This window comes from Stenotrophomonas sp. YAU14D1_LEIMI4_1 (genome assembly GCF_003086815.1).
GTDB lineage: Bacteria > Pseudomonadota > Gammaproteobacteria > Xanthomonadales > Xanthomonadaceae > Stenotrophomonas.
The window spans coordinates 3,026,999-3,053,602 of the sequence record NZ_CP025997.1 but is presented as its reverse complement, the minus strand read 5'-3'; the positions used below and the strand labels follow the sequence as shown (position 1 = coordinate 3,053,602).

Genomic DNA, 26,604 nt, shown 5'->3' with positions numbered 1-26,604 from the left:
GAGACACCCACGCCCTCAGTGCAGCAGGGAAGCTACCGCGGCGCGGAAGCCCGCCTGGGCCTGCCCGGAGTCAGGGGAGTGGTGCAACTGGCGCACGGCACGGCCCAGCCGGGCCGCCCCCACGAACCCGCAACTGGCCTGCAGCCGATGCAGCTGGCTGCGCAGCTGGCGTTCGTCGTGCTGGTCCACCGCCTGTTCGACCGCATCGCGTACCCCCGGCAGCTCGGCCAGGAACAGCTCACGCAGGGCAATCAGGTGGTTGCGCTGGCCGTTCAGTGCCGCCAGGGCCGCCGTCTCATCCCAGTCCTCCACGGCCAGCTCCACCGCGGCCGGCGGCAGCGGCGCAGCGCCCGGGCTGTTCACCAGCGCCCGGCGCACCGCTTTCAGCAGTTGATCACGGCCCAGCGGCTTCACCAAGGTGTCGCTGAAGCCGGCCTCGCGCAGGCTGGCGTGAATGGAGGCATCGCCGTCAGCTGTATGAGCCAGGGCCGGGGTGTCCGGATGCGACTGGCGCAGCGCCTGCAGCAGCTGGGCGCCATTGCCGTCGGGCAGGTTCACGTCGATCAGCCACAGGTCATGCGTGCCGGGCTCGCCACGGGCAAGCGCGCTGGCAAGTGAGTCAGCAGTGTCCACATCGGCTGGTAACGTTTCCAACGCCGCTTTGAAAAAACCGCGGCTGATGATGTCGTCCTCGACAAGCAGGAAGCGGGGCCGGCTGGTCCGCGGGGTCATCTGCATAGGGCTGCCTCCATGTCAGCTGTGGACAATCATCATGCACGGCGGCGGCGTGTGCAAGCGGCCATCGGCCCGCCCGGCCAGGATCTGCGACAATGTGCGCCCTTTTTTGCCCGCAGCCTGTCGCCACGTGGCCCGATCCCGTTCCCGCATCGACCGTACCCCGTTCCAGACCGAAATCCTCGACCTCAGCCATGACGGTCGTGGCGTCGCCCGCCGTGAAGGCGAAGGCGGCAAGGTCACCTTCATCAGCGGCGCCCTGCCGGGCGAAGTGGTGATGGCCGAACAGACCGCCCGCAGCCGCCACTTCGACGAGGCGCGCACGGTGGAAGTGCTGCAGGCCTCGCCGCAGCGCGTCACCCCCAAGTGCCCGCACTTCGGCACCTGTGCCGGCTGCGTGCTGCAGCACCTGGACGAAAGCCAGCAGATCGTGGCCAAGCAGCGCGTGCTGATGGACAACCTGGAGCGCATCGGCCACGTCACCCCGGGCAACGTGCTGCCGCCGCTGGTCGGGGACAGCTGGGGCTACCGCCGCAAGGGCCGCTTCTCGGTCCGCCGGGTGGAAAAGAAGGACAAGACCCTGGTCGGTTTCCGCGAACAGGACCCGCGTTTCGTGGCCGACCTGAGCCAGTGCCTGACCGTGATCCCGGAAATCGGCACCAAGGTCCAGGACCTGTCCACCTTCATCGAAGGCCTGGATGGCAAGCGCGACATTCCGCAGATCGAGTTCATCGGCGGCGACAACGCCATTGCCTTGACCGTGCGCCACCTGCAGCCGCTCAGCGATGCCGATCGCGCCGCCTGGGCCGCGTTCGGCCAGCAGCACGGGTTTGCCATCTACCTGCAGCCGGGCGGCCTGGACACCGTGCACCCGCTGGACGGGCAGGGTGTGCCGCTGTCGTTCCGGCTGGCGCCGTGGGACGTGGAACTGGCGTTCCGCCCGCTGGACTTCATCCAGGTCAATGCCAAGCTGAACGAGGCGATGATCGCCCGCGCGCTGGAGCTGCTGGAGCCCGGTGCTGACGAACGCGTGCTCGACCTGTTCTGCGGCCTGGGCAATTTCACCCTGCCGCTGGCCCGCAAGGTGCGCGAAGTGGTGGGCGTGGAAGGCGATGCCGGCCTGGTCGCGCGCGCCCGCGAAAACGCCGAGCGCAACGGCCTGGCCAATGCACAGTTCTTCAGCGCCGACCTGACCCAGGACCAGCGCGCCACCCCGTGGATGCGCCAGGGCTTCGACAAGCTGCTGCTGGACCCGCCGCGCTCGGGCGCGATCGAAGTGCTGCAGCAGCTGCCGCTGAAGCAGTTCAAGCGCATCGTCTATGTCAGCTGCCACCCCGGTTCGCTGGCGCGCGACGCCGGCTATCTGGTCAACGAACAGGGCTTCACCCTGGTCAGCGCCGGTGCCATGGACATGTTCCCGCACACCGCGCACGTGGAAAGCATCGCGGTCTTCGAAAAGCAGTGACAACGCGCGGGCACCGGCAATACCCCGGTGCCCGCCGCCGCAGGTGGAGGCGCGTCGGCTATCGGGGCGCCGGCGCGCTGCGCCACTGGCCATCCTCGCGGATGAATGCCAGCGTTTCGGTGCCTTGCTCATCGCCCACCTGGGCGGTGACCGCACATTCGAATACGGCACGCTCGTCGGGCACTTCGCAGTCGGCAACCTCCAGCACCTGCGCGTCGCGCACGGCCAGCATGAAGCGCGCGCGCTCCTCTGCATCGCTCTCACGCGCCGCCACGGTTTCCAGGTGCGCGCGCAGCAGCGGTTGTACTTCCTCGCGACTGGGCGCAGGCGTCGGCAGGCGGCGCGGATCGGGCAGGGTCCACTGGTCGTCCACCCAGGCCAGGTGCAGCAGACGCGCACCCGATTTCATGCCGGCACTGCCGACCACGATGCAGGTGGCGGTGTCGGCGGTGCTGCCCATCGCGCAGCTGCTCAGCGATTCCAGCGTGGGCCGGAACGCCATCGCGACCAGGCTGCTGCTGTCACTGCGCGGGCGCGCGGCGATCTGCGCGGCAATCGCCAGATCCATCGCGTCCTGCGCCTGTTGCAGGGTGGGCAGTGCAGGGGCCTGGGCCAGGCATGCGCCCGCGGGCAGCAGCAGGGCCAGCGCCAGCGGGCGCAGGGTGGAAAGGTGCAGTGTCATGGTTCAGCGATCCTTGCAGGGCGGCGCAGTGTAGTGCGGCGGCCGCGCGCCGGGTAGGCAGGTCGCTGCTGGCGGCCGCATACTTCGCCCATGGGCATTGAAATCGAACGCAAGTTTCTGGTGACCGGCGACGGTTGGCGTACCGCCGCGCATCGGGTCATTCCGATGGCGCAGGGCTATATCAACGACATGGGCGCACTGGATCGCGGCACCCAGAACGCCTCGGTGCGCGTGCGCATCGAAGGCGAACAGGCGGCGCTGAACCTGAAGTCGCGCACCCTGGGGCACACCCGCCAGGAGTTCGATTACCCCATTCCCGTGGACGATGCCCGCGACCTGCTGGCGCTGTGCGTGGGCGGGTTGATCGACAAGCGCCGCCATCTGGTCGAACACGCCGGGCTGACCTGGGAAGTGGACGAGTTCCTGGGCGACAACGCCGGCCTGGTGGTGGCCGAGGTGGAACTGGACAGCGCCGACCAGGCCATCGACCTGCCGGACTGGGTGGGCGCGGAAGTGACCGACGACGCGCGCTATTACAACGTCGCGCTGGCCAGCCATCCCTATTCACAGTGGTGAAGTGCTGATCGGCCGGTAGCGCCCCCTTTTGCCGCGGCGGGCGGCCCCCATCTTGGGGGTATGAGAATCGACATCTATTCCGACGTGGTCTGCCCCTGGTGCTGGATCGGCAAGCATCGTTTCCAGCAGGGCGTGCAGTTGCTGGGCGCCGATGCGCCCGCCCTGGACATCCATTGGCAGCCGTTCCAGCTGGACCCGGACGCTGATGCCACGCCGGTCCCGCTGCGCCAGGCCTATGCGCGCAAGTTCGGCGGGCCCGAGCGCACCGAACAGCTCCTGGGCCAGACCCAGTCCACCGCGCAGGCCGAGGGCCTGCCGATGGACTTCGGCCAGGGCCAGGTGCGGGTGACCACGTTGCCTGCGCACCGCCTGCTGTGGCTGGCCGGCGAACACGGCGTGCAGGACGCGGTGGGCGAAGCGCTGTTCCGCGCCCACTTCGAGCATGGCCAGAACCTGGCCGACCCCGCCGTGCTGGTGAAGGCCGGTGAGGCCGGCGGGCTGGCCGCGGCCGAGATCGAACAGATGCTGGCATCCGATCGCGGCCTGGCCCAGGTGCAGGCGAAGCTGGCCGACGCACAGGCGCTGGGCATTTCCTCGGTGCCCACCTTCGTGATCGACGGGCGCTGGGCGATTTCCGGCGCGCAGCCGCCGGAAGCCTTCGTCCAGGCGCTGCGCCAGATTGCCGCCGAGCAGGGCGCCCCCTCGGCCGCCGCAGGTGAAGCCGCCTGCGGCCCGGACGGCTGCGCGATGTAGTACGCGCGGGGTCAGAGCCCCTGCGGGGATCCGACCCCTGTGCCTGAGCCCCTGCGGGGATCCGACCCCGGGGTCGGATCCCCGCAGGGGCTCTGACCCCGTTCCCGTGTTCAGCCGAACACTGCGTCCATCGGCCGGTTCTGCGACAATGCGGCACTGCGCCATGCGGGCGCCTGTTGTGGAGATCGACCCATGCTGCTGATCGGCGTTGCCGGCACTGAACTGACCGCCCAGGAACGCGACTGGCTGCAGCACGATGCCGTGGCCGGGGTGGTGCTGTTCAAGCGCAACTTCGCCTCGCGCCAGCAGGTGACCGATCTGACCGCCGCCATCCGCGCCGCCGCACCGCGCCCGCAGTTGCTCTGCGTGGACCAGGAAGGCGGCCGCGTACAGCGCTTCCGCGAAGGCTACAGCGAACTGCCGCCGCTGCAGGACATCGGCGCTCTCTACGCGCGCGATCCGCAGCAGGCGCTGGCCCTGGCCGAACAGCACGCCTGGCTGATGGCCAGTGAAGTGCGCGCCAGCGGCCTGGACCTCAGCTTCGCCCCGGTGGTGGATCTGGCCCGTGGCAACCGCGCCATCGGCAACCGCGCCTTCAGTGAAGACCCGCAGGTGGTCGCCGCTTTCACTGCCGCCTATGTGCGCGGCATGCATGCGGTAGGCATGGCCGCCACGCTCAAGCATTTCCCCGGCCACGGCACCGTGCTGGAAGACACCCACGTCGATACCGCCATCGACCCGCGCGCGCTGGACGAACTGCGCGCGCAGGACCTGGTGCCGTTCGGCGCCGGCATTGCCGCCGGTGCCGATGCGGTGATGATGGCCCACGTGATCTACCCGCAGGTGGCGCCCGAGCCGGCCGGCTATTCGCCGCGCTGGATCCAGGACATCCTGCGCGGTGAACTGGGCTTCCGCGGCGTGGTGTTCTCCGATGACATCGGCATGGCCGCTTCGCACAGCGCCGGTGGCGTGCCGGCACGCGTGCATGCCCATCTGGATGCCGGCTGCGACGTGGTGCTGGTCTGCCACCCCGAGCTGGTCGATGAAGCCCTGCACGCCGTGCAGGGCCGTTCACTGAATACCGCCGCGCTGCTGGGCCTGCTTGGCCGCGGCGCACTTGGCTGGGACGGCCTGCTGGCCGATGCCCGCCATGGCACCACCCAATCCCATCTGCTGCAAACCCTTGGAAGAACCGTCTGATGCCGAACCTCACCATTTCCCAGGCCCTGGCCCAGGCTGACCTGCTGGTCGACCGCCCCACCATCGACAAGGCCATTGCCAGCATCGCCGACGCCATCGCGCGCGACTACAAGGGCGAGGTGCCGCTGTTCCTGTCCATCATGCACGGCGCACTGCCGTTCGCCGGCCAGCTGGCACTGGAACTGGGCGCGCGCGGCCAGGACGTGCAGTTCGATTACCTGCACGCCACCCGCTACCGCGGTGAAACCACCGGCGGCGACCTGGTGTGGAAGCACAAGCCGGCCACCTCGCTGTTCGGCCGCCGCGTGCTGCTGGTGGACGACATCCTGGACGAGGGCTACACCCTGCAGGGCGTGCGCACCTGGTGCCTGGAACAGGGCGCCACCGACGTGCGCATTGCTGCCATGACCGTGAAGAAGCACGACCGCGCGCTGCCGGACGTCACCGCCGATTACGCCGGCATCGAGCTGCCGGACCGTTACGTGTTCGGCTTCGGCATGGATGTGAACGAGACCCTGCGCTGCGTGCCGGCCATCTATGCCATGAAGGAGTGACGGCGCGGCCGTCCGCGGCCGGTCCCACCTTGTCGCCGGCGCCCTCGGGTGCCGGCGTTCGTCTTTTTCTGGAGTGATTCCCATGCAACAGATTGCCCTGGCCGTGATCGGCGGTACCGGTGTCTACAACCTGGCCAAGCTGGACGATGTGCAGACCCACGAGGTCGAAACCCGCTTCGGTCGTCCGTCGGGCCCGGTGCGCATCGGCACCCTGCTGGGCCACCGCGTGGCCTTCCTGGCCCGCCACGGTGAGGGCCATTCGCTGCCGCCGCACAAGATCAACTACCGCGCCAACCTGGCCGCGCTGCAGCAGATCGGCGCGCAGCGCGTGCTGGCGCTGAACACGGTGGGCGGCATCGGCGACGATTTCGGTCCGCGCGTGCTGGCCTGTCCGGACCAGGTAATCGATTACACGTGGGGTCGTATCAGCACGATCTGCGAAGAAGACGGCACCGACGTGGTCCACGTCGATTTCGGTCATCCGTACACGCCGATGCTGCGCAGCAAGATCCTGGCGGCGGCGAAAGTGACCGGGGTGAAGGTGCACGACGGCGGCTGCTACGGCGCCACCCAGGGCCCGCGCCTGGAAACCATTGCTGAAATCGCCCGCATGCGCCGCGATGGCTGCGATCTGGTGGGCATGACCGGCATGCCTGAAGCCGCGCTGGCACGGGAGCTGGGGCTGGATTACGCCTGCCTGGCGATCGTGGCCAACTGGGCCGCCGGCTGTGGCGACGGCGAGGAGATCACCATGGCCGAAGTGTTGGCAAACGTGCAGGCCGCCAGCAACGGACTTCCGGAACTGGTAGGCGAATTGGCGCGGGGGTGATTGTCATCCTCGGGCAAGCTTTGCATACTCAGCCGGTACGCGGGTTCAGCGTACACCACCCATTCATTGCAAAGGTCTCGCATTAACATGCCGAACGGTACCGTCAAGTGGTTCAACGACGCCAAGGGATTTGGCTTCATCTCGCCGGAGGATGGCAGCGCCGACGTGTTCGCGCACTTCTCCGCCATCAACTCCAAGGGCTTCCGCAGCCTGCAGGAAGGCCAGCGTGTCACTTATGACGTGACCCAGGGCCCGAAGGGTGCCCAGGCTTCGAACATTACGCCGGCCGAGTGATCCACTCGACAGTGCGTTGAAAACCCCGCTACGGCGGGGTTTTTTTTTGCGCAGGGCAACGGCGGGCGCTCCGGCGTCGGCCAGAAGATCCACGCGGTGCGTGGATGCCGTCGCCGGTTCCCTTCGCCATTGGCAATCCGCCTCGGGCACAATGCAGGCATGACGGAACGACTGCGCATTGCCGTGATCGGCTACGGCACCGCTGGCCAGGCATTGGCCATCCTGCTCACCCGTGATGGCCACGAGGTGGAGATCTTCGAACGCGTGCCCACGCCGGGCCCGGTAGGGGCCGGCTTCCTGCTGCAGCCCAGCGGCCTGCAGGTGCTGTGGCAGATGGGCCTGCTCGACGCCGTGCGCGCGCACGCCGCGCCGGTGCACCGCCTGTACGGCGATACGCCCTGCGAACGTGCGGTGATGGACATGGGCTATGCCGGTCTGGATGTACGCCTGCACGGGCTGGGCATGCAGCGCGGCGCGCTGTTCTCGTTGCTGGAAGATGCGCGCGAAGGCGCCGGCCACCTGCACGTGGGCACCGCCATCGAGGCGGTGGACAGCGCGCAGGGGCGCGTACGCGATGCGCAGGGGCGCTGGCACGGACCGTTCGACCTGGTGGTGGCCGCCGATGGCGCGGCATCCACCCTGCGCGGCAGTGTTGAGGGCGGCACCGGGCTGGACCGGGTGTACCCGTGGGGTGCGTTGTGGTGCCTGCTGCCGGCCGAAGACTGGCCGCACATGCAGGAGCTGCGGCAGCGCTACGTGGCGGCGCGCAAGATGATCGGCCTGCTGCCGGTCGGTACCCGCCCCGGTGATGCCACGCCGCGCCTGAGCTTCTTCTGGAGCCTGCCGCGTGATGATTTCGAGCGCTGGCAGCAGGACGGCATGGCGCCCTGGCTGCAGGAACTGCATGCCCTGTGGCCGCAGGCCAGCGCGCGCTTCGCGCACCTGGTCGATGCCGGCCAGCTGGCACGCGCGGTGTACCGCGATGCGGTGATGAAGCGCTGGCACCATGGCCGCCTGGTGCTGGCCGGTGATGCCGCACACTCGATGAGCCCGCAGCTGGGGCAGGGCGTGAACATGGCCCTGATCGATGCACTGGCGCTGCGCGATGCGCTGCGCAGCCACCGTGGCGAAGCGGCGCTGCAGGCCTACCAGGCACAGCGGCGTGCGCATGTGGCGGTGTACCAGCGCTGGAGCCGCTGGCTGACGCCGCTGTTCCAGTCCAATGGCGATCTATGGGCGCATGCGCGCGACGTCCTGCTTGGCCCGATGGGGCGCATGCCGGGCGGGCGCGGGCACATGCTGCGTGTGCTCAGCGGCACCCAGCACGGCTGGTTCGGCGCACTGCCGCTGGATCCGGGCTTCATCGCCGCGCTGGCCGAAGCGCCGCGTGCGGCTGCCAGCAGCAGTGCGATCAACGCTGCCGTGAACGTGCCCGTCACCTGAACTAACGAACATCTCACCCCGGTTGTGCGAGAACAGCTGTGCACGCGCACGCCGCGTCGCCCGTTTTCCTTTCCGTGATCGAACACTCCGTGATCGAACTTCGCGCATGGCCCGGGCGGCCGCGCCGTCGCGGCCTGCTGCGGCCCGGATGCGCCGCACGTTCGAAGGAGGATGCCATGTTGTTCGCGGTCCACGAGCTGGAATCGGAAATCTGCAAACTGCGCGGTCTGCTGCAGATGCTGCACGAAGACCAGCCCGACGTGCTGGAGGATGTCTTTGAATTCCACGTAGGTAGCCTGATCAGCCACGCGGGCGCCGAACACCATGGCTACATCCGCACCTGCGCGCAGGAAATGCTGGCGGCGGTGCGGGCGCTGCCGCGCCACGTCGGCAACAGCGAGCCCACGTTTCGATTGATGCCCGACATGCTGGCACGCCCGGCCTAAGCCTGACGGGGCGGTACCGGCACCAGGCTGCCTTCCACGCAGGCAATGCGCTGTTCGTCGCGCGCGGGCGATATCAGCACGCCCGCGGTGAACGCGGAAAACGCGGGCAGCACGGTGATTCCCGGGCGCAGCCAGAACGCGGGAAAGCGCCGGCGCAGCGCCGGCAGGGCGATCTGCGGATGCAGGTGGCCGGCAATCACCCAGGCGCCGGCTTCGGGCTGTGGTTCGTGGCGCAGCACGATGTCCCCCAATCGCATCTGATCATGCAGCTGCACGCGCAGCGCCGGTGCGGCAAGCTGGCGGTCGTGGTTGCCACGGATCACATGCACGTCCAGGCCCGCTTGCTGTTCGCGCCAGGCCAGCCATTGCGCCAGCCACGCCGTGCGGTGCAGCGGGCCATGCAGCATATCGCCCAGGATCCACAGCTCGCGGCACGCGTGCTGCTGCACAAGTGCATGCAGCCGTTGCAGGTCGCCCTGGGTGCCGCCGGCGGGCAAGGCGATGCCGGCGCGGCGGAACACATCCGCCTTGCCCAGATGCAGGTCGGCAATCAGCAGGGCCTGCCGGGCCGGCCACAGCAGTGCACGCGCGCCGAGCAGGCGCAGCGTCTGCCCGCCCAGCTGCATGGCCAGCTCAGTGGTCATGGCGCCGCTCCAGCTGCTGTGCCGCACGCTGCACGCGGGTACGCCAGTCTTCGTTGCTGAACTGGCCGCGCAGGCGCTCGGCCCACAGCGGAAAACCCAGCGGCGTGAGTGAGGCCGGCTGCTGCAGCGACACCGCCTGACCGCCAATGCGTGCCAGCGCCTGCTCCAGCCCGGGCAGATCCAATGCGTCCTGCAGCACTTCCTGCTCGGCCAGGGCCAGCAGCATGTGCTCGGGGTCATGCTGGCGCAGCACGTCATGCAGCAGGCCCGCAGAGGCCTGCAACTGGCGCAGCGAGCGCGGCATGCCGCCGGGCAGGCTGGGCACCAGCAGTCCGGCCACGCGCGCGATGCCACGGAACTGGCGGCGTGCCAGCTCGCCCAGGTTCACGGCCGCGCGCAGATCGTCCAGCAGCCCGTCGCGGGTGAACAACACATGCCACGCCTGCGCATCCAGGGTGATCGGCTGTGCCGGTGCCAGCACCAGGCCATGATCGTTCACCGCATAGCCAATGCTGTTGCGCTGCAGCCGCGTGCAGCGCAGTGACAGCAGCGCGGCCAGTGCTTCATGCACGTGGCGCCCGGCGAACGGGTAGACGAACACGAACTGGCCCTCGCGGCGGCGCACGTCCTCCACCAGCAGCTGCGCCGGCGAGGGCCGCTCGGACACGCGTGCCTGCAGCGCCAGCAGCGGCGCCAGCCACGTTGATTCGGCACTGTCATCACTTCCGGAGAGCACTGCGAGCAAGGCCTGCCCCAGTGGCATCGACAAGGGCAGCTGGCCGCCCTGCCAGCGCGGCACGCTGCCATCGCCGCGCCCACGCGCCACCCGCACATAGGCGGTCATGTCACGCAGCTGCACCAGCTCCAGCAGGCGCCCGGCGAACTGGAAGCGGTCGCCCGGGCGCAGGCGCCCTGCGAACTGTTCTTCCACCGAACCCAGGCTGCCGCCGCGCAGGAACTGCACGCGCACGCTGCCATCGCTGCTGATGGTGCCGATCGACAGGCGGTGGCGCAGGGCCTGGCGGCGATCGGGCACCCGGTAGGTGCCGCTGTCATCGATCTGCACCTTGTGGAAATCCGGATACTGCGACAGCGCCCGCCCGCCCTGCACGATGAAGTCCAGCACGGCCTGCCACTGCGCATCGGTCAGATCGGCAAAGGCGTGGGTGCGCCGTACCTGGGCCAGCAGTGCATCGGCCTGGAAGCCGCCGGCCATCGCGCAGCTCACTGCATGCTGGGCCAGCACGTCCAGCGACAGGACCAATGGACGGCGTGCTTCCACCACGCCCTCGCGCAGCGCGTTGCGTGCCGCAGCGAATTCGGCCACTTCCAGCGCATGGCTGGGAATGCAGGTGATGCGGCCGCTGGCGCCGGGGCGATGGCGCGCGCGGCCGGCGCGCTGGCGCAGGCGCGCCACACCCTTGGGGCTGCCCAGCTGCAGCACCTGGTCCACTTCCGGGAAATCCACGCCCAGGTCCAGGCTGGAGGTGGCCACCACGCAGCGCAGGCTGCCTGCACGCAGGCCGTCTTCCACCTGCTGGCGCAGGGTCGGGTCCAGCGAGCCGTGGTGCAGGGCCAGGCTGTCGGCGTCTTCCGGCCACACTGCAGCCAGCGCCTGGTGCCACAGTTCGGCCTGTGCGCGGGTGTTGGTGAACAGCAGGGTGCTGCCTGCGCCCTGGATCGCCTGCAGTACCCGTGGCAACTGCACCAGGCCCAGGTGGCCGGCCCACGGAAACCGTTCGCCGGCTGGCGGCAGCAGGGTCTGCACCTGCACCGGTCGCTGCCGCGCGCCTTCCACCAGCGGCGCGTCGGGCAGGTCGGGCAGCAGCACCTGCCGCGCCTGCTGCAGGTTGCCCAGCGTGGCCGACAGCCCCCACAGCTGCAGGCCGGGGCTGGCATCGCGCAACCGTGCCAGGTTCAGCTGCAACAGCACGCCACGCTTGCTGCCCAGCAGTTCATGCCACTCATCCACCACCACGCAGCGCAGGTGCTGCATGCGCGGCAGCGTATCGGCATAGCTCAACAACAGCGCCAGCGATTCGGGTGTGGTCACCAGCACATCCACGCGTCCCTCGCGCGCCTGGCGCCGCTCGCGGCTGCTGGCATCGCCACTGCGCAGGCCGACCTTCCAGCCCAGCCCAACGCCATCGATGACCGTCTGCAGCGCGCGTGCGGTATCGCTGGCCAGTGCCCGCAGCGGGGTGACCCACAGCACCTGCAGCGGACGCACGGCGCTGGCCCGTGCCGGCGCCGGCGGTGGATCGATCAAGGCCTGCAGCAGGGGCCCGCCGAACATCGCCAGGGTCTTGCCGCTGCCGGTGGGCGTGTGCAGCAGGCCCGATTCGCCAGCCAGGTAGTGCCGCCACATCGCGCGCTGGAACGGCAGCGGGCGCCAGCCGCGCGCGGCGAACCACGCCTGCAGGCGCTGCAGGGCCTGCGCACGGGTCATCGCGCCAGTGCCTGCAGGGTGTGCAGCTGGTCGGCCTCGCTGGCGGGCTTGTCGTGGCGCCAGCGCAGGATGCGCGGGAAGCGCACCGCGATGCCCGACTTGTGCCGGCTGCTGCGGTTCACCGCTTCGAATCCCAGCTCGAATACCTGCACGGCGTCGACGCTGCGCACCGGGCCGAAGCGCTCGCGGGTGTGCGCGCGGATCCAGCGGTCCAGTGCCAGGATCTCCTTGTCGTCCAGGCCCGAATAGGCCTTGGCCACCGGTACCAGCGCGTCACCGTCCCACACCCCGAAGGTGTAGTCGGTGTACAGGGTGCTGCGCCGCCCATGGCCGGCCTGCGCGTACAGCAGCACTGCATCGATGGTGAGCGGCTCGATCTTCCATTTCCACCAGTCGCCGCGACGGCGCCCGGCCTGGTAGACCGAATCGCGGCGCTTGATCATCAGCCCTTCCACGCCGCGTTCGCGGGCACCGTCACGCAGGCGCGCGGCCTCGGCCCAGTCCTTGGCGAGCACCGGTGGCGAGAGCTGCAGGCGAGGATCGGCCAGTGCATCGAGCAGCTGCGCCAGCTGCGTGCGGCGTTCGTGCAGCGGCAGCTCGCGAAGATCCTGGCCATCGCGTTCCAGCAGGTCGTAGGCCAGCACGCGCACCGGCGTGTTGCGCAGGCTGGCGGCACCAGGCTTGCGGCGCTGGATGCGGGTCTGCAGGGCGGTGAAGGCACGCGGCAGGTCATCGGCGCTGTCCCAGGCCAGCAGCTCGCCGTCGATCACGCAGCCATCGGGCAGGCCGGCGGCGGCCTGTTCGATTTCGGGGAAGCGACCATCCAGCCGCTCTTCGCCGCGCGACCACAGGGCCACCTCGCCATTCCGGCGCAGCAGCTGCAGGCGGATGCCGTCCCACTTCCATTCCAGCAACCAGTCATCCAGCACGCCCAGCCGCTCGGCCGGCGCGCCTTCCAGCGGCGAGGCCAGGAAGAACGGGTAGGGCTGCTGGCGGTCGGTCGGCAGCTCGTCTGGCGACAGCAGCTGCGCCAGCGCGGCGGGCGAGGGCACCCACTCGCCCAGCATGCGCTGGGCAATGCGGGCGATATCCAGCCCCGACCATTCGGCCAGCGCCTGCTGCACCAGTCGCTGCGATACGCCCACGCGCAGGGCGCCGGTCAGCAGCTTGTTGAACACCAGGCGTTCGGCGGCGGGCAGTTGCTGCCAGCCCTGCAGCACGGCGGCATGGCGTACCGCCTCGTCCTGGTTGGCCACCGCCAGCAGATGCTGTTCGATCCAGTCGGCCAGGGCCCGTTCGGGGGCGGGCGTTGCCGGGTCATCCAGCAGCAGGGTCAGCGTTTCGGCCAGGTCGCCCACCTGCGCATAGCTGTCTTCCACCAGCCAGGCCGGAAGCCCGGACGCCTCGGCGATCCAGCGGCGCAGCTCGCCGCTGGCGGCCACCTTGCGGCGCGCGCCGCCCACTTTGCCACCGCTCAGCAGGTACAGCGCCCAGGCCGCATCGCGTGGGCGCGCCGTGCGGAAGTAGTCGACCAGCGCGGCCCGCTTGTCCAACGTTGCGGTGCTGCGGTCCAGGCGCTGGTAAAGCGCGGCGAAGGCCTTCATTCCTCGGCCCCGAAATCGGTGCGGAAGGCCTCGGCGGCCACGCCGCGCTCGCGCAGGAAGGGGATCAGCGCATCGGTGTTGCCATGGGTGGCGATGATGCGGCGCGCGCCGGTCTGTTCGATGGTCTGCAGCAGCGCCGGCCAGTCGGCGTGGTCGGAAATGACGAAGCCACGGTCAACATTGCGCCGGCGCCGGTTGCCGCGCAGCTGCATCCAGCCCGACGCGAACGCCAACTGGTGACGGCCGAAGCGGCGCAGCCAGGGCGTGCCCGCCGCCGACGGCGGGGCCAGGATCAGCTGCCCGGCCGCATCCGGGGTACGCCCCTGTTCGGCCACGGTCACCGTGTCCAGCATGTCCACCCCGGCCTGGCGGTAGACCGCCACGCCATTGGCGATGGCGCCGTGCAGCCACGCCGGCTGGTCGTCCAGCGGCAGCAGCTCGGCCAGCACGCGCTGGGCCTTGCCCAGGGCGTAGCACAGCAGCACCGCCGCTTCCCCGCGCGCGGCGCATTCGCGGCGCCAGGCGACGATGTCGGCAGCCACATCGGCGGTGTGTGGCCAGCGGTAGATCGGCAGGGCGAAGGTGGCTTCGCTGATGAAGGTATCGCAGGGCACGACCTCGAACGGCGTGCAGGTGGGATCGTGCTGGCGCTTGTAATCGCCCGAGGCCACCCAGACCTGGCGCCCATCGTCGATGCGCACTTGGGTCGACCCCAGCACATGCCCCGCCGGGTGCAGCGATACCTGCACCCGGCCCAGCGAAAAGGGCGTGCCTTCGGCATGCGCGTGCAGCGGCACATCGCCCAAGCGCCAGCGCAGGATCGGCACGCTGCCGGTGCTGCAGTGGTATTCGCCCATGCCCGGGCGCGCATGGTCGCCATGGCCATGGGTGATGACCGCGCGCGGCACCGGGCGCCACGGATCGATGTGGAAATCGCCGGCGGCGCAGTACAGGCCTTCTGGCCGCAGTACCACCAGATCTTCGTTGTCGCTCATGTGGCCACTCTGGCGCGGCGCTCGTGCAGGCGGTGAGAACCGCGCTGAACGGGCGCTGGCCGGACGATGCGGCACAATCGAGGGGCTCCTTTTCCGCAACGGGAAGCAATGGATGAACGGACCGGGCTTCAGCAGCAACGTTCCCTACGAAACGCACGTGGTGCTGAACCAGCCACCACCGTTCGCCGGGCGGCAGTTATGGACCGACGATGTCGCGCTGGTGGAGGCGGTGCAGCGTGAGGGCGGGGGTGCCTTCGCACCGCGCCTGGCGGTGTATGGCGCACTGGCCGGCGATGAGCTGTACCGCCTGGGGTTCGATGCCAACCGCGACCGGCCGCGCCTGCGCACACACGATGCGCAGGGGCACCGCATCGATCTGGTGGAGTTCCATCCGGCGTACCACCAGCTGATGGGCACGGCCAATCAGCACGGCGTGGCCGGGCTGTCCTGGCACGAACCGCAACCGGGCGCACACGTGGCGCGCGCGGCGCTGAGTTACCTGCATCACCAGGCCGAAGCGGGCACCAGTTGCCCGCTCACCATGACCCACGCCGCCGTGGCGGTGCTGCGCTCGCAGCCGCACCTGGCCGAATGGGCACGCAAGGCGGCCGCGCCGGTCTACGATTCGCGCGATGTGCCGGTGGCCGACAAGGCCGGCATCACCCTGGGCATGGGCATGACCGAAAAGCAGGGCGGTTCGGACGTGCGTGCCAACAGCACCCGCGCCGAGCCGATCGACGGCGAGCGTTATCGCTTGTCGGGGCACAAGTGGTTCTTCTCCGCGCCGATGAGCGATGGCTTCCTGGTGCTGGCACAGGCCCCCGGTGGGCTGACCTGCCTGCTGATGCCACGCCGCCTGGCCGATGGTGACCGCAACGCGTTCCGGCTGATGCGCCTGAAGGACAAGCTGGGCGACTGGGCCAATGCGTCCAGCGAAGTGGAGTTCTGTGGTGCGCAGGCCTGGCGCGTGGGCGAGGAAGGGCGCGGGGTGGCCACCATCATCGGCATGGTGATGATGACCCGGCTGGACTGCATGCTGGGCGCGGCGGCGGAAATGCGCATGGCCCTGGCCCAGGCGCTGCACCATGCACGGCACCGGCGCGCGTTCGGCAAACCGCTGGTGGACCATGCGCTGATGACCAACGTGCTGGCTGATCTGGCGCTGGAATCGGAGGCGGCCACGGTACTGGCCATGCGCATCGCGCGCGCGGTGGATCGCGCCGCCATCGATCCGGCAGAAGCCGCGCTGGCGCGGGTGGGCACGGCCTTGGGCAAGTACTGGCTGTGCAAGCGCGCCCCGGCCTTCGTCAACGAGGCGCAGGAATGTCTGGGCGGCGCCGGCTATGTGGAAGAGTCGATGCTGCCGCGCCTGTACCGGCAGGCGCCGTTGAATTCGATCTGGGAAGGCAGTGGCAACATCCAGTGCCTGGACGTGCTGCGCGCGCTGGCGCGTGAGCCGGAAACGATGGCGGCCCTGCAGCAGGAACTGCAGGCGGCGGCCGATGCCGACCTGCGCTACTCACAGGCGCTCCAGCGCTGGCAGGAATCACCCGGGTTCGATGAGGGGCAGGCACGCGCGTTCTGCGAGCGCACGGCACTGCTGCTGCAGGCCGCCGTGCTGTTGCGGGCGGAAAGCCCCATGGCCGATGCGTTCATCCGCAGCCGCTTGCAGGGCGAGCATGGCCTGGCGCTGGGTACCTTGCCGCCGGGGCTGGAACTGGGCGAGATGCTGGCGCGCGCCCTGCCGTAACGTCGCCGGGCCCGAACAGGCCCGGCGACAGGGTCAGGCTCAGTGCTTGGCTTCTTCGTGGGCCGCGTTGGCCTTTGCGTCATCTGCGACATTGCGGGCCTTGTCGGCCACCTTCTGCGCGGCATTGGCGGTGGCATCGCTGGCGTGCGCGGCGGCATCGGTGGCCGCAGCCTTGGCCTGGTCGGCGGCGTTGGCGGTCGCATCGGCGGCCTTGTCCAGCGCCTGCTGGGTGTCGGCGGCCGCCTGCTCTGAAGCCGCGGCGGTCTTGTCAGCGGCCTCGCGGGTGGCAGCGGCGGCCTGGTCCACGGCATCACGCGCGGCGGCGCCCGCGCTGTCGGCGGCCTGCGCGGCATCCTGGCGGGCCTGTTCGGCTTCCGGGCCCTTGCAGGCGGCCAGGGCCAGCACCAGCGAGGCGGCCAGCAGGGAAGTGGTCAGCGTGCGGATCTTCATGGCGGTCTCCGGTACAGCGATGGATGGGGACGCCAGCCTATTCAGGCCCTTGTGAAGACCCGGTCGCGAGGCCAACAGCGGGATTCAGGCAAAGAAAAAGCCGCTGGCGAACCAGCGGCTTTTCCAGAACAGCGTGAAGAAAGAAGTGATTACTTCTTGGCTTCTTCAGCAGCGTCCTTGGCCTGCTCGGCGGTGGCTTCACCGGCCTTGGCAGCGTCGGCAGCAGCGCCGGCAGCAGCGTCGGTGGCAGCAGCGCCAGCCTGGGCAGCAGCGTCGGTCGAAGCGTCGGCAGCGGTGGCGGCGGTGTCAGCGGCCTGCTGGGCAGCGTCGGCGGTCTGGGCGCCGGCGGCGGCGGCCTGGTCGGCAGCAGCCTGGGCTTCGGTGGCGGCTTCGTTGGCCGAAGCAGCGGCGTCCTGGGCAGCTTCCTGCTTCGAGCAGGCGGCCAGGGCCAGGGCCAGGGACATAGCGACCAGCAGCTTGTTGATGCTCATTGTGTGAATCCTCGTCGTTAGATTAGGCAACGCGCAACTGCGCGCCGACAACATGATGACAAGCCAAGATTGGGTGTCAAGCGCTCCCGCATTCATTTTTGCGAAATCGCCGTTAATTCCTTTCAGATCAACTCGATGGCGATTGCCGTCGCTTCGCCGCCGCCGATGCACAGGGTAGCGATGCCGCGCTTGCCGCCGCGCGTGCGCAATGCGTTGACCAGGGTGACCACCAGACGTGCGCCCGAGGCGCCGATCGGATGGCCCAGTGCGCAGGCGCCGCCATTCACGTTGAGCTTGTCGTGGCTGATGCCCAGTTCACGCATCGGCGCCATGGCCACCACGGCAAAGGCTTCGTTCACTTCGAACAGGTCGACCTGGTCCAGGGTCCAGCCGGTCTTCGCCAGCAGGGCGTGGATCGCGCCGATCGGCGCGGTGGTGAACCACTCCGGCTCCTGCGAATGGGTGGCGTGGCCGACGATGCGCGCCAGCGGGGTGATGCCGCGCGCGGCCGCATCCTCTTCGGCCAGCAGGACCACGGCAGCGGCGCCGTCGGAAATGCTGGAGGAACTGGCGGCGGTTACGCTGCCATCCTTCTTGAACGCCGGGCGCAGGGTCGGGATCTTGGCGATGTCCGAACGGCCGGGCTGCTCGTCGCTGGCGAATTCGACCTCACCCTTGCGGGTGGCCACCTTCACCGAGACGATTTCATCGGCGAATGCACCATTGGCCTGCGCGGCCTGCGCACGGCGCACCGATTCGATGGAATAGGCGTCCTGTTCCTCGCGGGTGAACTGGTACTTGTCCACCGCGCATTCGGCGAATTCACCCATGGCCTTGCCGTCGTAGGCATTGACCAGGCCGTCGTGGGCCATGTGGTCCACCGCCTGGAAGTTGCCGAAGCGGTTGCCGGTGCGCGAGTTGGGCAGCATGTGCGGGGCGTTGGACATCGACTCCATGCCGCCGGCCACCACCACCTTGGCCGAACCGGCCTTGATCAGGTCGTGGCCCAGCATGATGGTCTTCATGCCCGAGCCGCAGACCTTGTTCAGGGTGGTCGCGCCGGCCGACAGGGGAATGCCGGCGGCGATGGCGGCCTGGCGGGCCGGGGCCTGGCCCAGGTTGGCCGACAGCACGCAGCCCATCAGGACTTCGGAAACGTCGCTGGCCGGTACCCCGGACTGCTCAAGGGCGGCGGCGATGGCGGCCGCGCCGAGGGTCGGGGTGGGCACGCCGTTGAACTGGCCCAGGAAGGAGCCAATGGCGGTGCGCTTGGCGGCGGCGATGACGATGTTGGACATGGCAATCTCGTTGATGCGTGAGCAATGTTCGGAAAGGAGACGGCGGGCGTTGGAAGCGGCGCCATTTCCCGGCAGACTGCGTGGGGGTCGACCCAGTATAGAGGGTCGGCGGTAGCTGCCGCTGGCAGCACTGGATGCCTGCAAGGGGTTGCGGCAGGCCAACGTTCATGGGAAGGAAACGATGGAACGTAAGACGATGGGCAGGTCGGTTCTGGCTTCGGCGCTGGTCGCCGCGCTGAGTGCATGTGGCGGTGGCGGTGGCGGCAGCAATGTACGCATCGACCCGCCCCCCACCACGCCGCCGGTAACCCCGCCGCCCACCACACCCACGCCGGCCAAGCCGACCGAGCCGGCGGTGAACGCGCATCTGGTGCAGACCAACGCCCTGGCCGCGCAGTCCGCTGGCCTGACCGGCAAGGGCGTGCGCATCGGCATCGTCGATTCCGGCGTGAAGCGCGATACGGCCGCGCTCAATGGCCGCGTGCTGGCCAACCTCAACTACGTCGATCCGGCGCGCAACAACCTGAACGTGGACGACGTGGTCGGCCACGGCACCGCGGTGGCCAGCCTGGCCGCCGGCGCGACCGTGGGCGTCTGGCCCGGCGGCATCGCGCCGGGGGCGCAGATTGTCTCGGCGCGGATCATTTCCGACACTTCGCCCACCGATGACGGCAGTGGCCAGGGCAACTCCTTCAGCGGCCCGCTGGGCGTGGCCGGCATCCACCAGGACCTGATCAGCTACGGCGTGAAGGTGATGAACAACTCCTGGGGCGGGTTGTACTGGACCGATCTGGCCACCACCGCGCAGGTGGCGGCCGAGTACCGCCCCTTCATCATGAGCAACGGCGGCCTGGTGGTGTTCGCCTCGGGCAACGAGGGCCGCGACCAGCCCAGCAGCGTGGCGGCACTGCCCAGCCAGCGCGGCGTGGGCGGTTCGTTGCCGGCGGCTGATCTGGAAAAGGGCTGGCTGGTGGCCACCGCCATCGATCCCAACAAGCCCGGCGAACGCACCAGCTGGGCCAACGCCTGTGGCGATGCGGCGCGTTACTGCCTGACCGCACCGGGCAGCGCGGTGTTTCCCGAGCGCAACGGCAACGGCTACCAGTGGAATTACGGCACGTCGTTCGCCGCGCCCCTGGTATCAGGCGCGGCCGCACTGGTCTGGGAACGCTTCCCGTACTTCGACAACGACCTGGTGCGGCAGACCCTGCTGGGCACGGCCACCGACATCGGCGCGCCGGGCGTGGACGCCATCTACGGCTACGGCCTGCTGAATGTCGGCAAGGCCGTGAACGGCCCGGCCCGCTTCGACTGGGGCAACACCACCGTCAACGTCTCGCAGCTGGGCCTGAATTCGGTCTGGAGCAACAACATCACCGGCAGTGGCGGCCTGGTCAAACAGGGCGAAGGCTCGCTGGGTCTGTCCGGCACCAATACCTACACCGGCGACACCCGCATCGAACGCGGCACGCTGGTGCTGCGCGACGGTGCGTCCATCACTTCCAACGTGGTGCTTACCGCGCAGGCGGTCAGCCCCAACACGGCCGCGCTGCAGTTCATGACCGGCACCACCCGGGTCAAGGGCAACGTGGACAACGCGGCGATGGTGATCGTGCGCGATGCCAACAGCAGCGCCACCATCGAAGGCAACTACCTGCACCGCGACGGCGCGCGGTTGATGATCTCGCTGGGTTCCAGTCCACTTGCCATCACCGGCAGGGCCACCCTGCAGGGCGGCGACGTGCACGTGTCCAGTGTTGTCAGCGGCTACGTGCCGGCTGCCGGCCGCACCCAGACCGTGCTGCAGGCCGGGCAGGGCGTCAGCGGCACGTTCAACGGGGTCAGCAACAGCCTCAACGCGGGCAGCCTGCTGGATGCATGGCTCAGCTATGGCAGCAACGACGTCACCCTGAACATCGACCGGGTCAACGTGGTCAGCGCGGCATCGGCGGCCGGCCTGGGCGCCAGTACCCAGGCCTCGGCCTCGCGCGTGGAACGCGCGTTCGAAGCACTCGACGATGGGACCGACGTCACCGGCGTGTTCGCCCAGGGCGCGGGCGCGCTGCAGGGCGTGCAGGGCAACCTGGCGCTGCAGCAGAGCCTGGACAGCCTGTCCGGCAAGGCGCATGCGCTGGCTACGGCGGCCACCTTCGACAGCATCGATCTGGGCCGCCGCGCGCTGTCCGCACGCTTCGGCCAGGTGCAGGGCGCACCGCGCCTGGCCGGTGCCTGGCAGAACGCGCTGGGCGAGGCTGGCCAGGGCAGCTTCTCGGCCAGCGGCGCCGACACCCATGGCTGGATGATGGGCCAGGACACGGCACTGGGCAGCAACGGCGTGCTCGGCTTTGCCTTCGGTGAAACGCGCAGCTTCGGCAACCGGGCCTGGGGCAGCGATCGCGGCCGCGACCGGCAGTCGCAGGCGCAGCTGTATGCCGGCTGGAATGCCGGTGGCGCGTATGCGCTGGGCCAGGTGGGTGCCGGCCAGTTCAACCGTGAGATCGATCGCCAGCTGCTGCTGGGTGCCGGCCAGTACGGGGTCAACGCCCGCTACGGTGGCACCTTCAGCACGGCCAGCGTGGAGGCCGGTTATCGCTTCGGCTGGGCCGGTGCCTCGCTGACCCCGTATCTGGGCGCCGATTACACCCGCGTGGACAGCGATCGCTTCAGCGAACAGGGGGGCCTGGGCTTCGGCCTGCGCAGCGCCGGCGATGCCAGCAGCCGCAGCCAGGCACTGGCCGGCGTGCGTGCCGAGCGCCAGTGGCGCAACTGGGCGCTGCGTGGCTATGCCGAATGGCAGCAGCAGTTGTCCAGCCAGGGCATGGATGCGCAGGCCAGCTTCGTCGGCATCGATGCCTGGGCGCCGATGGCCGGGTTGCAGCCGATGCGTTCCGGTGGCCTGCTGGGTTTGGCGGTGGAATCGTGGCTGAGCCGCAACAGCCGCCTCAGCTTCGGCTACGACCAGCGCTTCGGCCCGCGCGGCGAACTGAGCCAGGTCGCACTGCGCTACAGCGCCGCGTTCTGACGCGGCGACACGGCATTGCGTGACCACGCCCGGCAGGCTGCCGGGCGTGGCCAGCGAACATCAACCGCCGCGCAGGTTGCCCAGGCGCGGGGTGCTGCGGCCCAGCGGCATCTTCAGCTTGCCGATGGACTGGATGCGCGCTTCGGCAATGCGGTCGGCCGCGCGCTGCGGCGCGATGTTTTCGCGCTGCGACAGTTCGAAGATGCGCGTCAGGTTGTGGTAGATGCTGCGGATCAGGCGCATCGCCCGTTCGCGGTTGTAGCCGTCGATTTCCAGCGACACATTCATCACGCCGCCGGCGTTCACCGCGTAATCCGGTGCGTACAGGATGCCGCGGGCGTGCAGCTCATCGCCGATGTCCAGGCTGGACAGCTGGTTGTTGGCGGTGCCGCAGATGATCTTCGCCTTGATCCGCGGCAGGGTGTCGGCATTGATCGCCCCTTCCAGCGCACACGGGGCGAACACGTCGGCGTTCACTTCGTGGATCTCATCGGGCTTGACCGCTTCGGCGCCGAAATCGCTGACCGCACGATCCACCAGCGCGCTGTCCAGGTCGGTCACGTAGAGCTTGGCGCCGCGGTCGCGCAGCAGCTTCACCAGTTCCATGCCGATGTGGCCCAGGCCCTGCACGGCAATGCTGGTCTTGCCCACTTCTTCGTGCCCGAACTTGAAGCGCAGCGCCGCCATCAGCGCCTGCAGCGCGCCATAGGCGGTGAACGGGGCCGGGTCGCCGGAACCGCCATGGACCTGGTGCACGCCGGTCACGAACTGGCTTTCCAGGTAGATGTTCTCCATGTCGTTCACATCGGTGCCGACGTCTTCGGCGGTGATGTAGCGGCCACCCAGGGAGTCGACGTAGCGGCCGAACGCACGGAACAGCACCTCGGTCTTGTCCACCTTCGGGTCGCCGATGATCACCGCCTTGCCGCCGCCCACGTTCAGGCCGGCCAGGGCGTTCTTGTAGGTCATGGTGCGGCTGAGCCGCAGCACGTCGTTCAAGGCCTCGTCGGTGCTGGCGTAGGGGCGCATGCGCACGCCGCCCAGGGCCGGGCCCAGGGTGGTGTTGTGAATGGCGATGATCGCCTTCAGGCCGGCATCCTGGCTGTGGCAGAACACCACCTGCTCATGACCGGTGGTGGCGAGGGTTTCGAATAGCATGGCGTCTCCGATGGCGCGATCAGCGGCGAACTGCAGCGAACTGCCAATGAACGGTAGGGTCCCAAAACAAAAAAAGCGACGTCGTCATGGCTGGGGGACGGGTCGCGCGGCGCCATTCTAGTCCATTCGCCCGGCCGATGCCGTGCACGGCCGGGGCGGCGGCATTAAAGAAGATGAAAGCGCGGCCGATGCTGCGACGACGGCAGGTCGCCGAATGTGAAGAAGGCGCGGGTGCAGGCAGTGGCAGCAGCAGTGCAACAACACGGCGGGCGCCGGTGAGGCCGGTCTGGTGGCAGGCCATGACGGCGTGGCTGGCGGGCAGGCGCGCGACCACACCGGTGCGCCGGGCCGAATCGCATGTCCGCACGCCCGCCGGTCCCCTGCAGGGCGAGCCGCTGGCCGCCGGCGAGGTCGCCGCGCACCTGCAGCGCAGCCTGCATGCGCTGGCGCTGTCCCCGCATCTGGTGGGCGAACCGGCGGGCGAGGGCAGCTCGCCGCTGGCCGAGGCGGTGGACCGCGCCCTGCAGGACCGCGACTGGGCCACCCGGCAGCTGCCGCGCCGCCCGCAACTGCTGCCGCAGCTGATCCAGACCGTCAACGACGATGCCGCGTCGGCACGGGTGATGGCCGCCATCATCGGCCAGGACCCGGTACTGACCGGCAACCTGCTGCGCATTGCCAACAGCCCGGCCTACAAGGCGCACGAGCGGCCGGTGGAAAGCCTGCAGCGCGCGGTCACCCTGGTCGGTACCGAAGGGGTACGGCAGATCATCAGCGCCGTGCTGGTACAGCCGGTCATGCAGGTGCAGTGCGATGTCTTCCCGCAGTTCAGCACCATCATCTGGGAACACGCGCTGCTGGCCTCGCGCGCCGCGGCCGACCACGCCCGCACGGTCACCTTCGGCGATGCGTTCGCCGCGCAGTGGCTGGGGCTGGTGCAGGGGCTGGGCGCGGCGCTGGTGATGCGGCAGGTGCTGCAGGAAGCGCAGGGCCGCGGCAGCACGGTGGATGCGGCGCTGGCCCTGGACCTGCTGCAGCGCTGGTCCTTGCCGCTGGCGCAACGCGTGGCCGCCGCCTGGGACCTGCCCGAACCGGTGCACCAGGCGCTGGCCGCCGATGCGCAGGGGCCGCTGGCCGACAGCCTGCGCCTGGGCAGCGCGGCGGCCGCGGCCAGCCTGCTGTGTCGGCATGGCCATGGCAGCCAGGTACGCATGCAGGCGTTGCTGGAACAGCTGCCTTCGGCACCGCCCCACGCGCTGCGCTGGATCTGGCGACGGCTGCACGGGCGCGCGGTGGAAACGCTGGATGAAGCCGGCGCCGAGGGCGGTGAGGCGCCCGTGCCGTAAGCGCTACAGCTGTGATTCCACCGGCAGCCAGCTGATCACCCGCGCGGTCCAGCGCTTGCCCAGCGAACTGCCGGGCTCGCGCCCTACCCAGTGCGGCGGCGGCTGCCGTTCCAGCCAGCGCAGCTCGTTGCCGGCGCCCAGCGCCAGCCACCAGCTGTGCTGCGGGTCGGCCAGCCGCAGGTACTCCTGGCGCAGGCGCGCGCCCAACACGGGATCGTCGAACAGCACGCCCATTTCCGTGTTGAGGTAGGCCGAGCGCGGGTCGAGATTGAACGAGCCCACGAAGCCGCGGCGGTCGTCGACGACGAAGGCCTTGGTATGCAGGCTGGCGCCGCTGCTGCCGAACAGGCTGCTGTCGCCCGGTTCGCCGTGTGCCTTCAGTTCGTACAGCTGCACGCCGGCCTGCAGCAGCGGCACCCGGTAGCCCATGTAGCCGCCGTGCACCGCGGCCACATCGTTGGCGGCCAGCGAGTTGGTCACCACGCCCACCTGCACGCCGCGTGCGGCCATGGCCGAAAGACCCTGCAGGCCTTCGGCACCGGGTACGAAGTAGGGCGAGATCAGCAGCGCGCTGTGCTGGGCGGACTGCAACTGCGCGGCCAGCGCGGTCACCAGCCAACCCTCGCGTGCATCGTCGCGGTGCTTCATCGGCGGATCGGACAGGATGCGCACCTGGGCGCTCCAGTGCAGGGGCTCGGGGCCGGGCTGGCGCAGCGCACGCGAGCTGGCCACGCGCTGCAGGTAGGGGCGGCTGCTGTCATGCAGCGCATCGCGGTTGGACTCCTGCAGCAGCACGCGCAGCTGCGCCTGGCTGTAGTGCGCCAGCGCGCTGATCGGAACGGCGGCGTCGCTGTTCCAGTACGCATCGAAGATGGCGCTGGCCTGCTGCACGGCGGGGCCGGCCACGACCAGGTCCAGGTCCTGGAAGTTCACATCGTCGCGCGCGCTGAAGTATTCCTCGCCGATGTTGCGGCCGCCGACGATTGCCACGCGGCCATCGGCGATCCAGCTCTTGTTGTGCATGCGGTGGTTCACGCTGAAGGCGCGCTGCACCAGTTCCAGCGTACGGGCGACGCCGCTGCGGTTGCGGAACGGGTTGTACAGGCGGATCTCGATGTTCGGGTGCGCATCGAGCGCCAGCATCAGTGCGTCCTTGTCCTTGGCATTCATGTCATCCAGCAGCAGGCGCACGCGCACGCCGCGCACGGCGGCGTCGTGCAGCGCCTTGGCCATCAGGTGGCCCACCCGGTCGTCGTGCCAGATGTAGTACTGCAGGTCCAGGCTGCGGCCAGCCTGTTCGGTGATGACCGCGCGCGCGGCGAAGGCATCCATTCCATCGCTGAGGAAGGCCACGCCGGATTGACCGGGGTGGGCGGCCAGCAGCGGCGCCAGCTGGCGATCGATCGCGGTCTGCGCCGGCTGCAGTGGCAGCACCTGCGATGCGGGCCCGCGCGCGCCGGGGGTGAGATGGTCGGCCAGCAGCAGGCCCGACAACACCAGCAGCACCAGCGCAGCAATGATGATGGCGACGATACGCAGCAGTCTCATGCCACCATGCTAGTGGATCCACGCCATGCGTGGATGGTGTTCTGGGCATGGTCACGCCCTGCGTGGATGGCGCTTTGTGGGGTCAGAGCCCTTGCCTGCGGCAGGGGATCCGACCCCGTGGCGGGCTCAGAACCGCTCGTCGCTGCCCAGGTAGCGCCACTGCCCCGGCACCAGCGGCCCCAGCGCCACGCGGCCGATGCGCAGCCGGCGCACCGCCGTCACCTGCAGCCCGGCAGCGGTCACCGCCACGCGCAGGCCTTTCGCGGTCAGGCCCTTGCCGGCAAAGCGCAGCCGCTGCTCGCTCTGCCAGCTGACCTTGGGACCACCGGCTTCCTGCTGCAGGCGCGCCAGCAGCCACGGGCCACGTTCGGGGCCGCCTTCGGCCACGTCCACCAGGTATTCCTGCTCGGTGCGGCCCAGGTTGCGCTGCAGGTGCGCCAGCGTGGCCGGATCCTGGCTGACCACCACCAGGCCGCTGTCGGCGGCCGGCAGCGCGGCGGCCAGTTGCAGGCCGTGGAAGTGGCGCTGCAGGGCGCGGGTGCCGCTGGCATCCAGTTCGCTGCGCGTCGCGCTGCTGACCAGTGCGCACAATGCCTCGGCCGCCATGCCCGCCGGCTTGTGCAGCAGCATGCTGACCCGTTCGGCCTTTTCATCGCTGGCCTGCTCGGCCACCACGATCACCGCGTCCTCATCCACCGGGCGCTGCGGCTGTTCCACCACTTCTCCGTTCACGGTCACCCAGCCACCTTCCACATAGCGCCGCGCTTCCCCGCGCGGGATGCCGAGCAGGGCGGACAGGCGTTTGTCGAGGCGGATCGGTTCCATGGCGGGCAGGTCGGTCAGGGGGCGCGCAGTGTAGCTGCTGCGGCCGG

General features: G+C 69.4%; 24 protein-coding genes. 12 read left to right on the top strand and 12 right to left on the bottom strand.

Annotated features, from left to right (window positions below; translation table 11 throughout):
* Positions 1-15 precede the first annotated feature (15 nt).
* Positions 16-738, bottom strand: a complete 723-nt coding sequence (locus C1932_RS14295; protein WP_108762612.1) for a response regulator — start codon at positions 736-738, stop codon at positions 16-18.
* 127 nt (positions 739-865) lie between these two features.
* Between C1932_RS14295 and rlmD the strand changes: the two genes are divergently transcribed.
* Positions 866-2,200 (top strand): 23S rRNA (uracil(1939)-C(5))-methyltransferase RlmD, encoded by a 1,335-nt coding sequence (rlmD, locus tag C1932_RS14290; protein WP_108762611.1) that lies wholly within the window; start codon positions 866-868, stop codon positions 2,198-2,200.
* 58 nt (positions 2,201-2,258) lie between these two features.
* On the opposite strand, the gene C1932_RS14285 is transcribed toward rlmD, so the two are convergent.
* Positions 2,259-2,882 (bottom strand): hypothetical protein, encoded by a 624-nt coding sequence (locus C1932_RS14285; protein WP_108762610.1) that lies wholly within the window; start codon positions 2,880-2,882, stop codon positions 2,259-2,261.
* A gap of 90 nt (positions 2,883-2,972) precedes the next feature.
* Between C1932_RS14285 and C1932_RS14280 the strand changes: the two genes are divergently transcribed.
* The 8 genes from C1932_RS14280 to C1932_RS14245 all read left to right on the top strand — a co-directional run bounded on the left by C1932_RS14280 (position 2,973) and on the right by C1932_RS14245 (position 8,977).
* Complete coding sequence (locus C1932_RS14280; RefSeq protein ID WP_108753798.1) at positions 2,973-3,458, top strand: CYTH domain-containing protein; 486 nt, start codon at positions 2,973-2,975, stop codon at positions 3,456-3,458.
* 60 nt (positions 3,459-3,518) lie between these two features.
* Positions 3,519-4,211, top strand: coding sequence for a DsbA family oxidoreductase (locus C1932_RS14275; protein WP_108762609.1), 693 nt, complete (start codon positions 3,519-3,521; stop codon positions 4,209-4,211).
* A 192-nt stretch (positions 4,212-4,403) separates the two neighbouring features.
* A complete protein-coding gene (gene nagZ / locus C1932_RS14270) occupies positions 4,404-5,411 on the top strand; it encodes a beta-N-acetylhexosaminidase (RefSeq protein WP_108750700.1) in 1,008 nt (335 codons plus the stop codon).
* A complete protein-coding gene (locus C1932_RS14265; RefSeq protein WP_108753796.1) occupies positions 5,411-5,965 on the top strand; it encodes a hypoxanthine-guanine phosphoribosyltransferase in 555 nt (184 codons plus the stop codon). Before nagZ ends, C1932_RS14265 begins: the two co-directional genes overlap by 1 nt.
* Before the next feature lie 82 nt (positions 5,966-6,047).
* Positions 6,048-6,794 (top strand): S-methyl-5'-thioinosine phosphorylase, encoded by a 747-nt coding sequence (locus tag C1932_RS14260; protein WP_108762608.1) that lies wholly within the window; start codon positions 6,048-6,050, stop codon positions 6,792-6,794.
* A gap of 87 nt (positions 6,795-6,881) precedes the next feature.
* The gene (locus C1932_RS14255) at positions 6,882-7,088 is read left to right on the top strand and encodes a cold-shock protein (protein ID WP_005410590.1); all 207 of its coding nucleotides are present in this window, start codon (positions 6,882-6,884) and stop codon (positions 7,086-7,088) included.
* A gap of 159 nt (positions 7,089-7,247) precedes the next feature.
* Entirely contained in the window at positions 7,248-8,531 is a 1,284-nt protein-coding gene (locus tag C1932_RS14250; protein WP_108762607.1) for an NAD(P)/FAD-dependent oxidoreductase, read from the top strand.
* A gap of 176 nt (positions 8,532-8,707) precedes the next feature.
* A complete protein-coding gene (locus tag C1932_RS14245) occupies positions 8,708-8,977 on the top strand; it encodes a hypothetical protein (RefSeq protein WP_108753794.1) in 270 nt (89 codons plus the stop codon).
* Here the strand turns inward: C1932_RS14245 and pdeM are convergent.
* The 4 genes from pdeM to C1932_RS14225 are packed head-to-tail and all read right to left on the bottom strand — an operon-like array spanning position 8,974 to position 14,669.
* On the bottom strand, positions 8,974-9,621 hold the full coding sequence (gene pdeM / locus C1932_RS14240; protein WP_108762606.1) for a ligase-associated DNA damage response endonuclease PdeM: 648 nt from the start codon (positions 9,619-9,621) through the stop codon (positions 8,974-8,976). The genes C1932_RS14245 and pdeM overlap by 4 nt on opposite strands.
* Positions 9,611-12,070 carry a ligase-associated DNA damage response DEXH box helicase gene (locus C1932_RS14235; RefSeq protein WP_108762605.1) on the bottom strand — a complete coding sequence of 820 codons (2,460 nt, stop codon included), beginning with the start codon at positions 12,068-12,070 and terminating at the stop codon, positions 9,611-9,613. The genes pdeM and C1932_RS14235 overlap by 11 nt, the downstream gene beginning before the upstream one ends.
* Positions 12,067-13,674 carry an ATP-dependent DNA ligase gene (locus tag C1932_RS14230; RefSeq protein WP_108762604.1) on the bottom strand — a complete coding sequence of 536 codons (1,608 nt, stop codon included), beginning with the start codon at positions 13,672-13,674 and terminating at the stop codon, positions 12,067-12,069. The genes C1932_RS14235 and C1932_RS14230 overlap by 4 nt, the downstream gene beginning before the upstream one ends.
* The gene (locus tag C1932_RS14225; protein WP_108762603.1) at positions 13,671-14,669 is read right to left on the bottom strand and encodes a ligase-associated DNA damage response exonuclease; all 999 of its coding nucleotides are present in this window, start codon (positions 14,667-14,669) and stop codon (positions 13,671-13,673) included. The genes C1932_RS14230 and C1932_RS14225 overlap by 4 nt, the downstream gene beginning before the upstream one ends.
* Positions 14,670-14,781: 112 nt before the next feature.
* On the opposite strand from C1932_RS14225, the gene C1932_RS14220 reads away from it, so the two are divergent.
* Entirely contained in the window at positions 14,782-16,419 is a 1,638-nt protein-coding gene (locus C1932_RS14220) for an acyl-CoA dehydrogenase family protein (RefSeq protein WP_108762602.1), read from the top strand.
* 39 nt (positions 16,420-16,458) lie between these two features.
* Here C1932_RS14220 and C1932_RS14215 read toward each other — a convergent pair whose 3' ends face one another.
* The 3 genes from C1932_RS14215 to C1932_RS14205 all read right to left on the bottom strand — a co-directional run bounded on the left by C1932_RS14215 (position 16,459) and on the right by C1932_RS14205 (position 18,658).
* The gene (locus tag C1932_RS14215; RefSeq protein ID WP_108762601.1) at positions 16,459-16,869 is read right to left on the bottom strand and encodes a hypothetical protein; all 411 of its coding nucleotides are present in this window, start codon (positions 16,867-16,869) and stop codon (positions 16,459-16,461) included.
* A 149-nt stretch (positions 16,870-17,018) separates the two neighbouring features.
* A complete protein-coding gene (locus C1932_RS14210) occupies positions 17,019-17,360 on the bottom strand; it encodes a hypothetical protein (RefSeq protein WP_108750689.1) in 342 nt (113 codons plus the stop codon).
* Between the two features lie 122 nt (positions 17,361-17,482).
* Positions 17,483-18,658, bottom strand: coding sequence for an acetyl-CoA C-acyltransferase (locus tag C1932_RS14205; RefSeq protein WP_108756858.1), 1,176 nt, complete (start codon positions 18,656-18,658; stop codon positions 17,483-17,485).
* A gap of 181 nt (positions 18,659-18,839) precedes the next feature.
* On the opposite strand from C1932_RS14205, the gene C1932_RS14200 reads away from it, so the two are divergent.
* Positions 18,840-21,680, top strand: a complete 2,841-nt coding sequence (locus tag C1932_RS14200) for an autotransporter serine protease (protein ID WP_108762600.1) — start codon at positions 18,840-18,842, stop codon at positions 21,678-21,680.
* 60 nt (positions 21,681-21,740) lie between these two features.
* Here the strand turns inward: C1932_RS14200 and C1932_RS14195 are convergent, their stop codons facing one another.
* Positions 21,741-22,838: a Glu/Leu/Phe/Val dehydrogenase dimerization domain-containing protein gene (locus C1932_RS14195; RefSeq protein ID WP_108753786.1), complete on the bottom strand. Its 1,098-nt coding sequence runs from the start codon at positions 22,836-22,838 to the stop codon at positions 21,741-21,743.
* 275 nt (positions 22,839-23,113) lie between these two features.
* Here C1932_RS14195 and C1932_RS14190 point away from each other — a divergent pair, with 275 nt between their 5' ends.
* Positions 23,114-24,184 carry an HDOD domain-containing protein gene (locus C1932_RS14190; protein ID WP_108762599.1) on the top strand — a complete coding sequence of 357 codons (1,071 nt, stop codon included), beginning with the start codon at positions 23,114-23,116 and terminating at the stop codon, positions 24,182-24,184.
* A gap of 3 nt (positions 24,185-24,187) precedes the next feature.
* Here the strand turns inward: C1932_RS14190 and C1932_RS14185 are convergent, their stop codons facing one another.
* Both C1932_RS14185 and C1932_RS14180 read right to left on the bottom strand, forming a co-directional pair.
* On the bottom strand, positions 24,188-25,732 hold the full coding sequence (locus C1932_RS14185) for a phospholipase D family protein (RefSeq protein WP_108762598.1): 1,545 nt from the start codon (positions 25,730-25,732) through the stop codon (positions 24,188-24,190).
* 126 nt (positions 25,733-25,858) lie between these two features.
* A complete protein-coding gene (locus tag C1932_RS14180; RefSeq protein ID WP_108750683.1) occupies positions 25,859-26,557 on the bottom strand; it encodes an RNA pseudouridine synthase in 699 nt (232 codons plus the stop codon).
* Positions 26,558-26,604 lie beyond the last annotated feature (47 nt).

Bases quoted from the DNA above. Each gene is read 5' to 3' on its own strand.
- C1932_RS14295 (WP_108762612.1), bottom strand. From the start codon at position 738: ATGCAGATGACCCCGCGGACCAGCCGGCCCCGCTTCCTGCTTGTCGAG.
- C1932_RS14285 (WP_108762610.1), bottom strand. From the start codon at position 2,882: ATGACACTGCACCTTTCCACCCTGCGCCCGCTGGCGCTGGCCCTGCTG.
- C1932_RS14280 (WP_108753798.1), top strand. From the start codon at position 2,973: ATGGGCATTGAAATCGAACGCAAGTTTCTGGTGACCGGCGACGGTTGG.
- C1932_RS14275 (WP_108762609.1), top strand. From the start codon at position 3,519: ATGAGAATCGACATCTATTCCGACGTGGTCTGCCCCTGGTGCTGGATC.
- nagZ (WP_108750700.1), top strand. From the start codon at position 4,404: ATGCTGCTGATCGGCGTTGCCGGCACTGAACTGACCGCCCAGGAACGC.
- C1932_RS14265 (WP_108753796.1), top strand. From the start codon at position 5,411: ATGCCGAACCTCACCATTTCCCAGGCCCTGGCCCAGGCTGACCTGCTG.
- C1932_RS14260 (WP_108762608.1), top strand. From the start codon at position 6,048: ATGCAACAGATTGCCCTGGCCGTGATCGGCGGTACCGGTGTCTACAAC.
- C1932_RS14255 (WP_005410590.1), top strand. From the start codon at position 6,882: ATGCCGAACGGTACCGTCAAGTGGTTCAACGACGCCAAGGGATTTGGC.
- C1932_RS14250 (WP_108762607.1), top strand. From the start codon at position 7,248: ATGACGGAACGACTGCGCATTGCCGTGATCGGCTACGGCACCGCTGGC.
- C1932_RS14245 (WP_108753794.1), top strand. From the start codon at position 8,708: ATGTTGTTCGCGGTCCACGAGCTGGAATCGGAAATCTGCAAACTGCGC.
- pdeM (WP_108762606.1), bottom strand. From the start codon at position 9,621: ATGACCACTGAGCTGGCCATGCAGCTGGGCGGGCAGACGCTGCGCCTG.
- C1932_RS14235 (WP_108762605.1), bottom strand. From the start codon at position 12,070: ATGACCCGTGCGCAGGCCCTGCAGCGCCTGCAGGCGTGGTTCGCCGCG.
- C1932_RS14230 (WP_108762604.1), bottom strand. From the start codon at position 13,674: ATGAAGGCCTTCGCCGCGCTTTACCAGCGCCTGGACCGCAGCACCGCA.
- C1932_RS14225 (WP_108762603.1), bottom strand. From the start codon at position 14,669: ATGAGCGACAACGAAGATCTGGTGGTACTGCGGCCAGAAGGCCTGTAC.
- C1932_RS14220 (WP_108762602.1), top strand. From the start codon at position 14,782: ATGAACGGACCGGGCTTCAGCAGCAACGTTCCCTACGAAACGCACGTG.
- C1932_RS14215 (WP_108762601.1), bottom strand. From the start codon at position 16,869: ATGAAGATCCGCACGCTGACCACTTCCCTGCTGGCCGCCTCGCTGGTG.
- C1932_RS14210 (WP_108750689.1), bottom strand. From the start codon at position 17,360: ATGAGCATCAACAAGCTGCTGGTCGCTATGTCCCTGGCCCTGGCCCTG.
- C1932_RS14205 (WP_108756858.1), bottom strand. From the start codon at position 18,658: ATGTCCAACATCGTCATCGCCGCCGCCAAGCGCACCGCCATTGGCTCC.
- C1932_RS14200 (WP_108762600.1), top strand. From the start codon at position 18,840: ATGGAACGTAAGACGATGGGCAGGTCGGTTCTGGCTTCGGCGCTGGTC.
- C1932_RS14195 (WP_108753786.1), bottom strand. From the start codon at position 22,838: ATGCTATTCGAAACCCTCGCCACCACCGGTCATGAGCAGGTGGTGTTC.
- C1932_RS14185 (WP_108762598.1), bottom strand. From the start codon at position 25,732: ATGAGACTGCTGCGTATCGTCGCCATCATCATTGCTGCGCTGGTGCTG.
- C1932_RS14180 (WP_108750683.1), bottom strand. From the start codon at position 26,557: ATGGAACCGATCCGCCTCGACAAACGCCTGTCCGCCCTGCTCGGCATC.